10 protein-coding genes, 1 tRNA gene and 1 riboswitch are annotated in these 13,747 nt (G+C 76.8%); of the genes, 10 read left to right on the forward strand and 1 reads right to left on the reverse strand.

The annotated features are described in order from the left end of the window. The first annotated feature begins 95 nt into the window (after positions 1–95). The 7 genes from ACL02T_RS02020 to ACL02T_RS02050 all read left to right on the forward strand — a co-directional run bounded on the left by ACL02T_RS02020 (position 96) and on the right by ACL02T_RS02050 (position 8,446). Entirely contained in the window at positions 96–1,625 is a 1,530-nt protein-coding gene (locus ACL02T_RS02020; protein WP_412828882.1) for a cobyric acid synthase, read from the forward strand. After that, positions 1,622–3,841, forward strand: coding sequence for a VWA domain-containing protein (locus ACL02T_RS02025; RefSeq protein WP_412828883.1), 2,220 nt, complete (start codon positions 1,622–1,624; stop codon positions 3,839–3,841). The genes ACL02T_RS02020 and ACL02T_RS02025 overlap by 4 nt, the downstream gene beginning before the upstream one ends. An 81-nt stretch (positions 3,842–3,922) precedes the next feature. After that, entirely contained in the window at positions 3,923–4,537 is a 615-nt protein-coding gene (gene cobO, locus ACL02T_RS02030) for a cob(I)yrinic acid a,c-diamide adenosyltransferase (RefSeq protein ID WP_412828884.1), read from the forward strand. Further along, positions 4,531–6,048, forward strand: coding sequence for a cobyrinic acid a,c-diamide synthase CobB (locus ACL02T_RS02035; protein WP_412828885.1), 1,518 nt, complete (start codon positions 4,531–4,533; stop codon positions 6,046–6,048). The genes cobO and ACL02T_RS02035 overlap by 7 nt, the downstream gene beginning before the upstream one ends. Continuing rightward, positions 6,045–6,470 carry a cobalamin biosynthesis protein gene (locus ACL02T_RS02040; RefSeq protein ID WP_412828886.1) on the forward strand — a complete coding sequence of 142 codons (426 nt, stop codon included), beginning with the start codon at positions 6,045–6,047 and terminating at the stop codon, positions 6,468–6,470. The genes ACL02T_RS02035 and ACL02T_RS02040 overlap by 4 nt, the downstream gene beginning before the upstream one ends. Positions 6,471–6,644: 174 nt before the next feature. Next, entirely contained in the window at positions 6,645–7,856 is a 1,212-nt protein-coding gene (gene cobA, locus ACL02T_RS02045; RefSeq protein ID WP_412828887.1) for a uroporphyrinogen-III C-methyltransferase, read from the forward strand. Further along, complete coding sequence (locus ACL02T_RS02050) at positions 7,853–8,446, forward strand: histidine phosphatase family protein (protein WP_412828888.1); 594 nt, start codon at positions 7,853–7,855, stop codon at positions 8,444–8,446. The genes cobA and ACL02T_RS02050 overlap by 4 nt, the downstream gene beginning before the upstream one ends. Positions 8,447–8,456: 10 nt before the next feature. Here the strand turns inward: ACL02T_RS02050 and ACL02T_RS02055 are convergent. Continuing rightward, positions 8,457–8,532: transfer RNA gene (locus ACL02T_RS02055), tRNA-Gly, on the reverse strand. A 250-nt stretch (positions 8,533–8,782) separates the two neighbouring features. Here ACL02T_RS02055 and ACL02T_RS02060 point away from each other — a divergent pair. The 3 genes from ACL02T_RS02060 to cobT all read left to right on the forward strand — a co-directional run bounded on the left by ACL02T_RS02060 (position 8,783) and on the right by cobT (position 13,713). Continuing rightward, positions 8,783–11,161, forward strand: a complete 2,379-nt coding sequence (locus ACL02T_RS02060) for a heavy metal translocating P-type ATPase (RefSeq protein ID WP_412829320.1) — start codon at positions 8,783–8,785, stop codon at positions 11,159–11,161. 101 nt (positions 11,162–11,262) lie between these two features. Next, positions 11,263–11,456, forward strand: a riboswitch (cobalamin riboswitch). 32 nt (positions 11,457–11,488) lie between these two features. Further along, the gene (locus ACL02T_RS02065) at positions 11,489–11,878 is read left to right on the forward strand and encodes an SAM-dependent methyltransferase (RefSeq protein ID WP_412828889.1); all 390 of its coding nucleotides are present in this window, start codon (positions 11,489–11,491) and stop codon (positions 11,876–11,878) included. Positions 11,879–11,946: 68 nt separating this feature from the next. Continuing rightward, entirely contained in the window at positions 11,947–13,713 is a 1,767-nt protein-coding gene (cobT, locus tag ACL02T_RS02070) for a nicotinate-nucleotide--dimethylbenzimidazole phosphoribosyltransferase (protein ID WP_412828890.1), read from the forward strand. Positions 13,714–13,747: the final 34 nt, after the last annotated feature.

A 13,747-nucleotide genomic window follows, 5' to 3' on the forward strand; every position in this document is an offset into this window, starting at 1 on the left:
GGCGGGAACGGGGTCGTCCCGCCCGGCCCGTGGTCCCGACCGGTCGCCGCACCCCGCCGGGGCCCGGCGGGCCCTCCTGCCGGAGACTGCTCGGCGTGACTCCGAGCGGCGCCCTGCTGGTGGCGGGAACGACGTCCGACGCCGGCAAGAGCGCCCTGGTGGCGGGGATCTGCCGCCGGCTGCACCGGCAGGGGGTGTCGGTCGCCCCGTTCAAGGCCCAGAACATGAGCAACAACTCCGTCGTCACGGTCGACGGCGGCGAGATCGGCCGGGCGCAGGCGATGCAGGCGCACGCCTGCGGCCTGGAGCCCAGCGTCGCGTTCAACCCCGTGCTGCTGAAGCCGGGCAGCGACCGGACCTCGCAGGTCGTGGTCCGCGGCCGGGCGGACGGTCAGGTCTCGGCGATGTCCTACCGGACCCGGACCGCGGCGCTACGGGAGGTCGTCACCGACACCCTCGCCGACCTGCGTTCCCGGTTCGAGGTCGTGGTCTGCGAGGGCGCCGGCTCTCCCGCGGAGATCAACCTGCGGGCCACCGACCTGGCCAACATGGGCCTCGCCCAGGCCGCGGACCTGCCGGTGATCGTGGTCGGCGACATCGACCGGGGTGGCGTGCTCGCGCACCTGTTCGGCACCGTCGCCGTCCTCGACCCCGCCGACCAGGCCCGGGTCGCCGGTTTCGTGATCAACAAGTTCCGCGGCGACCCCGCGCTGCTCGCGCCGGGGTTGGACCGGCTCCGGACGTTGACCGGACGACCCACCCTCGGCGTGGTCCCGTGGTCGGACCGGCTGTGGCTCGACGCCGAGGACTCGCTGTCGGCCGTCGCCGACGGGGTGCTCGGCCGCCCGGCGCCGCCGGTCGGCGAGCAGTGGCTGCGGGTCGCGGTGGTGCGGCTGCCGCGGATCTCCAACGCGACCGACGCCGAGGCCCTGGCCTGCGAGCCCGGCGTCGCCGTGCGGTACGTGACGGAGCCGTCCCGGCTGCTCGACGCCGACGTCGTGGTGCTGCCGGGGTCGAAGGCGACCGTCTCGGACCTGGGCTGGCTGCGGGCGTCGGGCCTGGCCGACGCGATCGCCGCGCACGCCGCGGAGGGCAGGCCCGTGCTGGGGATCTGCGGCGGCTACCAGATGCTGGGCCGGCGGATCACCGATCCCGGGGTGGAGGTGCCGGGCGGCGCGGACGTCGCCGGGCTCGGACTGCTCGACCTCGAGATCGCCTTCGACGCCGAGAAGCACCTCGGCACCCCCCGGGGGACGGCGTTCGGCGAGCCGGTGACCGGCTACGAGATCCACCACGGTCGCGTCGTGCGCTCGGGCGACCCGCAGCTGCTCGACGGGGAGGGCTCGGACGCCGGCGCGGTGCTCGGCACCCACTGGCACGGCCTGCTGGAGAACGACGCCTTCCGCCGGCTGCTGCTGGCCCGGCTCGCCGAACAGTCAGGTCGGTCCGGCTTCCGCCCGGCTCCCGACACGTCGTTCGCGGCGGAGCGGACCGCCCAGCTCGACCTGCTCGCCGACCTCGTCGACCAGCACCTGGACACGGCCGCCCTCGAGCATGTGATCAGTCACGGTGCTCCCGCCGATCTCCCGGTGCTCGCGACCGGTCTGGCAGAGTCGCGCCGGTGAGCAGCGGTACCACCTTCCCCTTCTCGGCGGTCGTCGGGCACGACGACCTGCGCCTGGCCCTGGTCCTCAACGCCGTGCACCCCGGCGTCGGCGGGGTGCTGGTGCGCGGGGAGAAGGGGACCGCGAAGTCGACGGCGGTGCGGGCCCTCGCGGCCCTGCTGCCGGCGGTCGAGGTCGTGCCGGGATGCCGGTTCGGCTGCGACCCGGCGGCACCCGACCCGTCCTGCCCCGACGCTCCGCACCCGGGCGGCGCCGCGACCAGGCCGGCCCGGCTCGTCGAGCTGCCCGTGGGCGCCACGGAGGACCGGCTCGTCGGCTCGCTCGACCTGGAGAAGGCGCTGGCCGAGGGCACCCGCGCCTACCAGCCCGGCCTGCTGGCCGACGCGCACCGCGGCGTGCTCTACGTCGACGAGGTCAACCTGCTGCACGACCACCTCGTCGACCTGCTGCTCGACGCCGCCGCCATGGGCCGCGCCCACGTCGAGCGCGACGGGGTGTCGGTCTCGTACGCGGCCCGGTTCCTGCTGGTCGGGACGATGAACCCGGAGGAGGGCGAGCTGCGGCCGCAGCTGCTCGACAGGTTCGGGCTGACCGTCGAGGTGCGGGCGGCGCGGGAGGTGGACACCCGGGTCGAGGTCGTCCGCCGGCGGATGGCGTTCGAGGCCGATCCGGCGGGGTTCGCGCGCACCTGGGCCGCGGCGGACGCGGAGGTCGCGGCGCGGATCGTCGCCGCGCGGGGCCGGGTCGGGCGGGTGCGGCTGAGCGACCGGGAGCTGCGGCGGATCGCGTTCGTCTGCGCCCGGTTCGACGTCGACGGCATGCGTGCCGACCTCGTCATCGCCCGGGCCGCCTTGGCACACGCCGCCTGGCGGGGGGCCGGCGTCGTGGCCGAGGACGACGTCCGGGTCGCGGCGCGGCTCGCGCTGCCGCACCGCCGCCGGCGGGACCCCTTCGACGAGCCGGGGATCGACGAGAAGGACCTCGACGAGGCCCTTCGGGACGCCGAGGAGGACCTCGGCCCGGAGGACCCGACCGATCCGGACGACGACCCGGGCGGCGGGACCCCGGACGACGACCCCGGCCCGGACGGCGGTCCCGACACGGACGCGGCCGAGCCCGGCGGCGACGGGGGCGCCGACGCGGACGGGGCCCCGGGTCCGACTCGGACCCGAGCCGACCGGTCCGGCCCCGAGCAGCCCAACCCCGAGCAGCCCAACCCCGGGCAGACCGGCCCCGGACAGACCGGCCCCGGGCAGACCGGCCCCGGGCAGACCGGCCCCGAGCAGACCGCTCCCGGGCAGACCGGCGGCGCCCCGGGGTCCGACGCCGCCGGGCGGGTGGACGCCGCCCGCGACCGCCCCGAGGCCCCGAGCGCCGGCAGCGCGATGCCCGTCGGTGCCCCCGCCCGGCTGAGCCGGGTCGCGGCCCGCCGGTTCACCGTTCCCGGCGTCGGCGACGGCGCCCCCGGTCGCCGCTCGCGGGCCCGCACCGACACCGGGCGTGTCGTCCGGCCCTCCGCCGCGACCCCGCGCCGGGCCGCCGACCTGCACCTGCCCGCGACCCTCGCCGCCGCCGCCCCGTTCCAGCGCGATCGCGGCCGCCGCGGCCCGGGCCTGCTGCTCGAGCGCGCCGACCTGCGTGCGGCGCTGCGCGAGGGCCGGGAGGGGAACCTGGTGCTGTTCGTCGTCGACGCCTCGGGCTCGATGGCCGCCCGCGAGCGCATGGCGACCGTGTCCGGCGCCGTCCTCGCCCTGCTCCGCGACGCCTACCAGCGCCGCGACAAGGTCGGCCTGGTGACGTTCCGCTCGGCGGGTGCCCAGCTCGTCCTGCCGCCGACGACCAGTGTCCCCACCGCCCGGGTCCGGATGGCCGCGATGCGCACCGGTGGTCGCACCCCGCTCGCCGACGGTCTGCTGCTCGCCCGCCGGACCCTCGCCGCGGAGCGGGTCCGGGACCCGCGCCGCCGCCCGCTGGTCGTCCTGTTGACGGACGGGCGGGCCACGGTGGCCGCGGAGCCCGGCGGGGACCCCGTGGCCGACGCCCGCCGCGCGGCCGGGCTGCTGGCGGCCGACGGTGCGCACACCGTGGTCGTCGACTGCGAGTCCGGCTTCGTGAGGCTCGGCCTCGCCGGCCAGGTCGCCGCCGCGGCCGGCGCCCCTGTGATCACGGTCGACGAGCTCACCGTGGCGGACCTGACCGCCGCGGCGAGCGCGTAGCCGCACCCACCGCCGACCCGCACCCACCGCCGACCCGCACCCACCACCGACCCGCACCCACCACCGACCGGGAGGACGACGATGCCCCAGGGCCAGGTCACGGCCGTGCCGCAGGACGGGCTGACGACCCGCCAGCGCCGCAACCGCCCGCTGCTGGTGGTGCACACCGGTGAGATGAAGGGCAAGTCGACGGCCGCCTTCGGGCTGGCCCTGCGGGGCTGGAACCAGGGCTGGTCGATCGGTGTCTTCCAGTTCGTGAAGTCGGCGAAGTGGAAGGTCGGCGAGGAGGAAGCCTTCCGCGCGCTCGGCCGGCTGCACGAGCAGACCGGCGAGGGCGGGCCCGTCGAGTGGCACAAGATGGGCTCGGGCTGGAGCTGGAGCCGCAAGGCCGGCAGCGAGTCCGACCACGCCGCCGCCGCGCTCGAGGGCTGGCGGGAGATCCGCCGCCGGATCGAGAACCAGGTGCACGAGGTCTACGTCCTCGACGAGTTCACCTACCCGCTCAAGTGGGGCTGGGTGGACGTGCACGAGGTCGTCGAGGTGCTCACCGCGCGCGAGGGCCGCCAGCACGTGATCGTCACGGGCCGGGACGCGGCGCCGGAGCTGATCGAGGCCGCGGACCTCGTCATGCAGACGACCAAGATCAAGCATCCGATGGACGCCGGGCAGAAGGGGCAGCGGGGGATCGAGTGGTAGCCCGCGCGCTCGTGGTCGCGGCCCCGGCGTCGGGGTCCGGGAAGACGACGGTCGCCACCGGCCTGATGGCCGCCCTGGCCCGGCGGGGGACCGCGGTCGCGCCGTTCAAGATCGGCCCCGACTACATCGACCCCGGCTATCACACCCTCGCCGCCGGACGCCCGGGCCGGAACCTCGACCCGGTCCTCGTCGGCGAGCAGCGGATCGGGCCGCTGGTCCGGCACGGCGCCGCCGGCTGCGAGGTCGCGGTGATCGAGGGCGTCATGGGGCTGTTCGACGGCCGGGTGGCCGACGGGTACGGCTCCACCGCCCAGGTCGCTGCGATGGTCGGGGCGCCGGTGGTGCTCGTCGTGGACTGCCGGGGGCAGTCGCGGTCGGTGGCGGCGCTGCTGCACGGTTTCCGCAGCTTCGACCCGGGCCCGCGGAGCGCAGGCGGAGCGGCCATGGGCAGCACGCGGAGCGCAGGCGGAGCGGCCATGGGCAGCACGCGGAGCGCAGGCGGAGCGGCCATGGGCAGAGCTCGCATCGCCGGGGTGATCCTCAACCGCGTCGGGTCGCCGCGGCACGAGGAGGTGCTCCGGGCGGCGTGCGACGAGATCGGGCTGCCGGTGCTCGGCGTCCTGCCGAGGCGCGCCGAGCTGGCCGTGCCCTCGCGGCACCTCGGTCTGGTGACGGCCGTCGAGCACGGTGCGGCCGCGACCGCGGCCGTCGACGCGATGGCGGCCCTGGTCGCCGAGCACGTCGACCTCGACGCGGTGGTCCGGGTCGCGGAGCCGCTGCCGGCCGGGCCGGTGTGGGACCCGGCAGGCGAGCTCGGCGGGTTCCGGGCCGGGCCGGGAGTGCGGACCGCGGTGCTGGGTGGGGCGGCCTTCTCCTTCGGCTACGCCGAGCACGTCGAGCTGCTGGAGGTGGCGGGGTCCGAGGTCGTGCTCGTCGACCCGCTGCGCGACCGGACCCTGCCCGCGGGCGTCGGCGGGCTCGTCCTGCCCGGAGGGTTCCCCGAGGAGCACGTCGCCGATCTCGGCGCCAACGTCGGCCTGCTCGCGGCGATCCGGGGGCTCGCCGCCACGGGTGCGCCGATCCGCGCCGAGTGCGGCGGGTTGCTCTACCTGTGCCGGGAGCTCGACGGCGTCCCGCTGGTCGGTGCCCTGGACGCGACCGCCGCGATGACCGGCCGGCTCACCCTCGGCTACCGCGAGGCGGTGTCGCTGGGCGACTCGACCGGCTTCGTCGCGGGGGAACGGGTGGGCGGGCACGAGTTCCACCACTGCGCGGTCACGCCACGGGCCGGTGCGGCGCCGGCGTGGGGGTGGCGCGGCGGGGAGCCGGAGGGCTTCGTCGCGGGCGGGGTGCACGCGTCGTTCCTGCACACCCACCCTGCCGGCACCCCGGGCTCGGTGAGTCGCTTCCTGTCCGCACACGTTGCCGCTGAGCTGACGGGACCGGCGGACCGCCCCTCGTGCGGAAGGGCCTCGGCGTCGGGGCCGACGGGTTCTCGGGTCGGATCGTGAGCGGCGACCGCCCCTCCAGCGGCAGCCGCCGCTCACGGGTGGTGGTCGGCATCGGGGCGCGGCGAGGGGTGTCCGGGGCGGCGGTGCGGGCGGCGTTGGCCGTCGTGCGGGACGTGACCGGAGCGGGGGCGGACGTCGTCTACGCCTCGGTCGAGGCCAAGGCGGGGGAGCAGGGGATCCTCGACGCCATCGCGCCCGCCCGGCTCGAGGTGCGGCCCGCCGCGGCGCTGGCGGGTGTCGCCGTGCCGGGCAGCGTGCGGGTCGGCGAGGCGGTCGGCACACCGTCCGTGGCCGAGGCCGCGGCCCTCCTGGTGGCGTCCGAGCTCGGTGCGCCGCGGCTCGTCGTGCCCAAGACGATCGTGGGAGATGTGACGGTCGCCGCCGCCCGCGTCGAGCACACCTCCCTGACCAGCGGGGACTGACCGTCGGGAGAGGCGGGCCCCGTGCGGGACGGTTCAGCTGCGATCGTCGGCTCGTTATGCTTCCGCAGTCGGCGACAGGGGACCCGGAGTGACACCGGGCGCGTCCCGTGACCTTCTCTCCAGGCGCGCCGGCCACGACCAGCCCGCCGGGGCGATCCGCGGAAGGACCTGCACGTGACCCAGCACGACCAGTACCTCGTCGGCCTCGAGCTCGCCGGACGCAGGGTGGTCGTCGTGGGGGGAGGGCAGGTCGCGCAGCGCCGGGTCTCCCGGCTGATCGCGTCGGGGGCGCTCGTCGAGGTCGTCTCGCCCGAGGTGACCCCGGCCGTCGAGGGCATGGCCTCGGCCCGCGAGATCACCTGGACGCCCCGCTGCTACGCCGAGGGCGACCTCGACGGCGCCTGGTACGCCATCGCCTGCACGGACGACCCCGAGGTCAACGCCGCGGTCGGCGCCGAGGCCGAGCGCCGCCGGGTCTTCTGCGTCCGGGCGGACGACGGGCGCCTCGGCACCGCCGTCACCCCCGCGACCGGGGAGTACGACGGTCTGGCCGTCGGCGTCCTCGCCAAGGGCGCGCACCGCCGCTCGGCCGCGGTCCGGACCGCGCTGGTCGAGGCCCTGCAGGCGGGCGTGGTGTCCGACTCGGCCGACCCGGTGCTGCCGGGCGTCGCGCTGGTCGGCGGCGGGCCCGGCGACCCCGAGCTGATCACCGTCCGCGGGCGGCGGCTGCTCTCCCGGGCGGACGTCGTGGTGGCCGACCGGCTCGGCCCGCGGGACCTGATCGAGGAGCTGGGGCCCGACGTCGAGGTCATCGACGCCTCCAAGATCCCGTACGGCCGGGCGATGGCGCAGCAGCGGATCAACGAGCTGCTGATCGAGCACGCGAAGGCCGGCAAGTTCGTGGTGCGGCTCAAGGGCGGGGACCCGTTCGTCTACGGGCGCGGGTTCGAGGAGGTCCAGGCCTGTGCCGAGGCCGGCGTGCCGGTCACGGTCGTCCCCGGGATCACCAGCGCCTTCGCCGCGCCGGCCGTCGCGGGGATCCCGGTCAGCCACCGCGGCGTGGCGCACGAGATCGTCGTGGTGTCCGGGCACGTCGCGCCGGACGACCCGCGCAGCCTCGTCGACTGGGAGGCCCTCGGCCGGATGCGCGGCACGATCGTGCTGATGATGGCGGTGGAGCGGATCGCGCAGTTCGCCGCCGCGCTCATCGAGTACGGCCGGTCCGCGGACACCCCGGTGGGGGTGATCCAGGACGGCACCACCCGGATCCAGCGCACGCTGCGCGCCACCCTCGGCACGGTCGCCGTGCAGGTCCAGGAGCAGGAGATCAGCCCGCCGGCGATCGTCGTGATCGGGCCGGTCGCGGGGCTCACGGCCCAACGATGAGCACAGCGCCGGTGCTGCACCTGGTCCGGCACGGCGAGAGCACCTGGAACGCCGCCGGGCTGCTGCAGGGCCGTACCACGCACGTCGGGCTGACGGCGCGGGGCCGGGCGCAGGCGCGGGCCGTTGCGGAGGCGCTGCGGGTCGGCACCGGCGCGCTGGTCCTCACGAGCCCGCAGCGCCGGGCGGCCGAGACGGCCGCGGTGCTCGGACGGGTTCGCGGTCTGCGGGTGCAGGAGCGTTCCGGCCTGCGCGAACAGTCGCACGGCGAGTGGGAGGGCCGCCCCGCCGCGGCGTGCGCGGCCGCGCTGGCCGGGGCGGAGCCGGACTGGGCGCCACCGGGCGGCGAGACGGGCCGGGAGCTGCACGCCCGTGCGGCGCGGGTGCTCGCCGGGCTGCCCGTGGCCGGAGAGGTCGTCCTGGTCACCCACGGCGAGACGCTGCGGGCCCTCGTCGCCGCCGCGTGCGGTCTCGGGCCGGAGGAGGCGCCGCGGGAGGTCCCGCCCAACGGCACGCTCGTCGAGCTGCGGCCGGTGGGGCCGGGGCGGTGGGAACGGACGGAGCAGCCGGCCGGTACGGCTGAGCATCGCTGAGGGGAGATCGTGGAGCGGACGACGGGACTCGAACCCGCGACCCTCACCTTGGCAAGGTGATGCGCTACCAGCTGCGCTACGTCCGCATGAGCACCCAGGCCCGGGGCTCGCCGGGCTGTTCGCTCCGGTGTGGAGAACACTACCGCATCCGGTGCGCGCGCCGACCCGAGGGGTGACCGGGCCGGCGGGGACGGGCCCGGCGGGTCCTGTGTCCCCGCGGTCGGGCATTGCGGCCCTGTCGGGAAGGGCCGTGGCTCCGGTCGACTTCGTGCATCCGCCCGGGACGGTGCCCGGCGAGCCCGATCGACGATCACCCGGGAGGTCCCGGTGCAGGCCCTGGAACCCGACTCCCGGCCCCGCCCGGCGTGGTGGGACCGCGTCGGCGCGGTGATCGAGCCGGCCCTGCTGGCGGTCACCCTCGCCGCCCTGCTCGCCGGGGTGATCGCCTGGCTGATCGGCGAGCGCACGGTCGCGGCCGGGTCCTGGGTGGTCGGCACGCTGACCGCGCTCGTTCCGGCGGTCGTGTGGGTGGTCGCCGCGCTGCGCCGGAGGCGGGCCGGTGTCGACCTGATCGCGGTGCTGTCGCTGGTCGGCACGCTGCTGGTGGGCGAGTACCTGGCCGGGGCGCTGATCGCGGTCATGCTGGCCACGGGCCGCGCGCTGGACGCCGCCGCCCAGCGGCGTGCGGCGCGTGACCTGACGGCGTTGCTGGAGCACGCCCCGCGCTCGGCCCGGCGCCGCGTCGGGGACCGGGTGGAGGTGGTCCCGGCCGAGGAGGTCGCGGTCGGCGATCTGCTGGTCGTCGGCCCCGGCGAGGTCGTCCCGGTCGACGGGCGGGTCGAGGGCGACGTCGCGGTGCTGGACGAGTCCGTGCTGACCGGCGAGCCGCTGCAGGTGGAGCGGCAGACCGGCGACCCGGTGCGCAGTGGTGTCGTCAACGCCGGTAGTGCCGTCGAGGTCCGTGCCGGCGCGACCGCCGAGGCGAGCACCTACGCCGGCATCGTGCGCCTGGCCCGACAGGCCGGGGCGGAGAACGCGCCGGTGGTCCGGTTGGCCGACCGGTACGCGGCCTGGTTCCTGCCGGTGGCGCTGCTGCTGGCCGGGGCGGCGTGGCTGGCGAGCGGCTCCGCCGTGCGGGCCGTCGCGGTCCTCGTGGTGGCGACCCCGTGCCCGCTGCTGCTGGCCGCGCCCGTGGCGATCGTCTCGGGGCTCTCCCGCGCCTCGCGGCTCGGGGTGGTGATCCGCAGCGGTGGGGCACTCGAGAACCTGGGGAACGCGACCACCCTGGTGATGGACAAGACCGGCACCCTCACCGCCGGCCGACCCGCGGTCGTCGACATCCTCGCCGCGCCCGACCGCGGCCCCGGCGACGTGCTGCGCCTGGCCGCCTCGGCCGACCAGCTGTCCCCGCACGTGCTGGCCGAGGCGGTCGTGGCCGAGGCGCGGGCCCGGGGCCTGCCGCTGGCCCTGCCCGCCGACGTGGTGGAGCGACCCGGGCGTGGGGTGAGCGCAGCCGTGGACGGACACGTCGTCGAGGTCGGCAGGCCTGCTCGCACCTCCACCGCGGCCTGGGCACGCACGGCGGTCAACCGGGCCGCCCTGGACGGTGCGGCGATCGCCTGGGTGAGCGTGGACGACGAGATGGTCGGCGCGATCCTGCTGCGCGACCCGTTGCGTCGGCACGCCCCCCGCACCCTGCGTCGGCTCCGCGCCGCGGGCCTGACCCGGTTGATCATGCTCACCGGCGACCGTCCCGAACCGGCGCACGAGATCGGCTCGGTCCTCGGGCTCGACGAGGTGCTGGCCGAGCAGTCGCCGGCGGACAAGGTGGCGTCGGTGCGTGCCGAGCAGCAGCAGGCGGTGACGGTGATGGTGGGCGACGGGGTCAACGACGCGCCCGCGCTGGCCGCCGCCACCGTCGGGGTCGCGATGGGGGCGCGCGGCGCCAGCGCCTCCTCCGAGGCCGCGGACATCGTGCTGACCACCGACCGGCTCGACCGGTTGGCCGACGCGATGGAGATCGCCCGCCGGTCCCGACGCGTCGCCGTGCAGAGCGCCGTGGTCGGGATGGGCCTGTCGCTGCTGGCGATGGCGGTCGCCGCACTCGGCCTGCTCACCCCCGCCGCGGGGGCGCTGCTGCAGGAGGGCATCGACGTCGCGGTGATCCTCAACGCCCTGCGTGCCCTGCGTGCCCCCCGGTCGGGCCGCGCGCTGCCCGCGGACACCGAGCGGATCCTGCGCCACTTCGCCGCCGAGCACGACGAGCTGCGCGACGCGCTCGCCCAGCTGCGCGACGCCGCCGACCGGCTGGCCGTGAGCAGGGACGGCACGGCGCTGGAGGCGCTGCGGCAGGTGCACCACTTCCTGACCGACCGCCTGCTGCCGCACGAGCACGGCGAGGAGGCCCGGCTCTACCCGGCGCTGGCCCGCCCCCTGGGCAGCGCGGAGGCCACCGCGACCATGAGCCGCACGCACGCGGAGATCGACCGGTTGGCCACCCGGATCGGCACCCACCTCTCCCTGGCCGAGGCGAACGGCGAGGTGGGTGCCGACCAGCTCGATGATCTGCTCGCCTCGCTCTACGGCCTGCACGCGCTGCTGCGGCTGCACTTCCTGCAGGAGGAGGAGAACTACTTCGTTCTCGCCGACGACACCGCGGACCCGGGCGCTCCGGCCCGGTCGGGCGGCCGGCCCGTCACCGGCGGCCGGCGGTAGGTCGTCAGGGCGGTGCCTGCGCGGCCGGTCGACCGCGACGCCGCTCTGCGGCGTGGGGCACGCCGCCCCCGCCGGTCGCGCAGGTGTGACGGCGGGCGGCTTGATTCTGCGGCCGCCGCGTGATGTCGTCGTGGTCGACGGCAGTGGAGGAAGCCGGTGTGAATCCGGCGCGGTCCCGCCACTGTGACCGGGGAAGCGCGTCCCCATCCGACGGTCACCGCCCCACGGGGTGGGAAGGCCGGGAGGCGCGCGACGATCCGGGAGCCAGGACACTCGCCGCCGTCGCAGGTTTCGACGATGAGGGCGCGGACCCTCGAGGAGGCCAGGATGACCGGCGATGGTCGCGCCAGCGCTGCGCGCACCCCCACCGTGACGGTGCTCGGTACCGGTGGGGGTGACCCCGAGACCGCCGAGGGCGCGGATCTGATCGCCGCCGCCGACGCCGTCCTCGCCACGCCGGAGGTCGAGTCGACGGTCCTGTTCTACGCCGAGGCCTGGCGCGTCGAACGCCTGCCCGACCTGGCCGGGGCGGCCGCCGCCGTCGCGGACCTCGTCGGTCTCGGGGCCGCGAGGGTCGTGCTCGCCGTGCCCGGGGACCCCGCGACGAACCCGGGCTGCCGGGCGCTGCTCGACGGCCTGCGGGTCGCCGGGATCCACGCCGAGGCCCGGCCCGGGGTCTCGCTCGTCCCGCCGCGGCTGAGCCCGATGCCGTGGTAGGGCCCGATGCCGTGGTAGGGCCCGATGCCGTGGTAGGGCGCGATGCCGGGGTAGGGCCCGATACCGGGGTGGGGCGCGATGCCGGGGTGGGGCCCGACGCCGGGATGATCGGCGGGGCCGGGGACTTCTACGAGGTGGTGCACGGCCGCCGAGACGTCCGGACCGGGTTCCTGCCCGACGAGCCGGTCACGGACGCGGCGCTCCGGCGCGTGCTCGAGGCCGCCCACGCCGCACCGAGCGTCGGGTTCTCGCAGCCCTGGGACTTCGTCGTGGTGCGGGACCGGGCGACCCGCGAGCGCGTGGCCGGTCTGGTCGCGGCGCAGCGGGCCGCGTTCGCCGCGTCCCTGCCGCGGGCCCGGGCGGCGGGGTTCGGTGCGCTCAAGGTGGAGGCGGTGCTCGACACCCCGGTCAACGTCGTCGTCACCTCGGATCCCACCCGCGGCGGCCGGCACGTGCTCGGCCGGTACGGGCGCCCCGAGATGGCGGCGCACTCCACGGCCTCGGCCGTGCAGAACCTGTGGCTGGCCGCGCGGGCCGAGGGCCTCGGCGTCGGCTGGGTCAGCTTCTTCGACGACGCCGGCCTGCGTGCCCTCGCCGGCCTGCTCGGGTTGCCCGCGCACGTCGAGGTGGTGGCGTACCTGTGCGTGGGACACGTGCGGGAGTTCGCACCGGAGCCGGAGCTGGCCCGCGCGGGCTGGGCCCGCCGGCGCCCGCTGCGGTGGGCGGTGCACCAGGAGCGGTACGGAGACCGGGCGCTGCCCGGGGAGGTGGCGATGACCCTGCTCGACGAGACCGCGGCCGCGATCCGGCCCGTCGACGCCGCCGCCGAGGCGGAGGCCCGGGACCGGCTGGACCGGATGACCAAGCCGCGCGGCTCGCTCGGCCGGGTCGAGGACCTCGCGGTGCGGCTGGCCGGGATCGCCGGGCAGTGCCCGCCGCCGGTGCCCGAGCCCGCGGCCGTCGCGGTGTTCGCCGGGGACCACGGCGTCCACGCCCGGGGCGTGACCCCGTGGCCGCAGGAGGTCACCGCGCAGATGGTCGGGAACTTCCTGGCCGGCTGCGCGGTGGTCAACGCCTTCGCCCGCCAGCTCGGGGCCGAGGTGCAGGTGGTGGACGTCGGCGTCGCGGCCCCGCTCGATCCCGTGCCCGGGCTGCTCCCGCGCCGGGTCGCCGACGGCACCGCGGACATGACGGCCGGTCCGGCGTTGACCCGCGACCAGGCCCGCCGGGCGGTCGAGACCGGCATCGAGGTGGCGCGGGACCTGGTCGCCGCCGGCAACCGGTGCCTGGTCACCGGTGACATGGGTATCGCGAACACCACCGCCGCGGCCGCGCTCATCTGCGCGGTCACCGGCGCGGACCCGGCCGAGGCGACCGGGCGCGGCACCGGGATCGACGACGCGACGCTCCTGCGCAAGACGGAGGTCGTCCGGCAGGCGCTGGCCCGGCACGCTCCTGACCCCGCCGACGGGCTCGACCTCCTCGCCGCGTTCGGCGGGCTCGAGCACGCCGGGATCGCCGGGTTCGTCCTCGGCGCCGCCGCGCTGCGCGTCCCGGTGCTGCTCGACGGCGTCAACGCCGGTGCGGCCGCCCTCGTCGCCGCGGTCCTGGCGCCCGACGCCGTGTCCGCGTGCGTGGCCGGGCACCGCTCGGCGGAGCCCGGGCACCGGATCGCGACGGCGCACCTCGGCCTGGATCCGCTGCTCGACCTCGGTATGCGGCTGGGGGAGGGGACGGGAGCGCTGCTCGCCCTCCCGGTGGTGCAGGGGGCGGCGCGGGCGCTCGCCGAGGTCGCCACCTTCGACGCCGCGGGGGTGGCGGACAAGGACGCGTGAGGAAATGCGTTGTGGAACCATAACGCGCGTCTTC

The sequence above is a fragment of the Pseudonocardia oceanicola genome (genome assembly GCF_047200735.1).
Classification (GTDB): domain Bacteria; phylum Actinomycetota; class Actinomycetes; order Mycobacteriales; family Pseudonocardiaceae; genus Pseudonocardia.

Excerpts from the sequence above, each read along its gene's own strand:
- ACL02T_RS02065 (WP_412828889.1), top strand. The coding sequence starts at position 11,489 with ATGACCGGCGATGGTCGCGCCAGCGCTGCGCGCACCCCCACCGTGACG.
- ACL02T_RS02050 (WP_412828888.1), top strand. The coding sequence starts at position 7,853 with ATGAGCACAGCGCCGGTGCTGCACCTGGTCCGGCACGGCGAGAGCACC.
- cobO (WP_412828884.1), top strand. The coding sequence starts at position 3,923 with ATGCCCCAGGGCCAGGTCACGGCCGTGCCGCAGGACGGGCTGACGACC.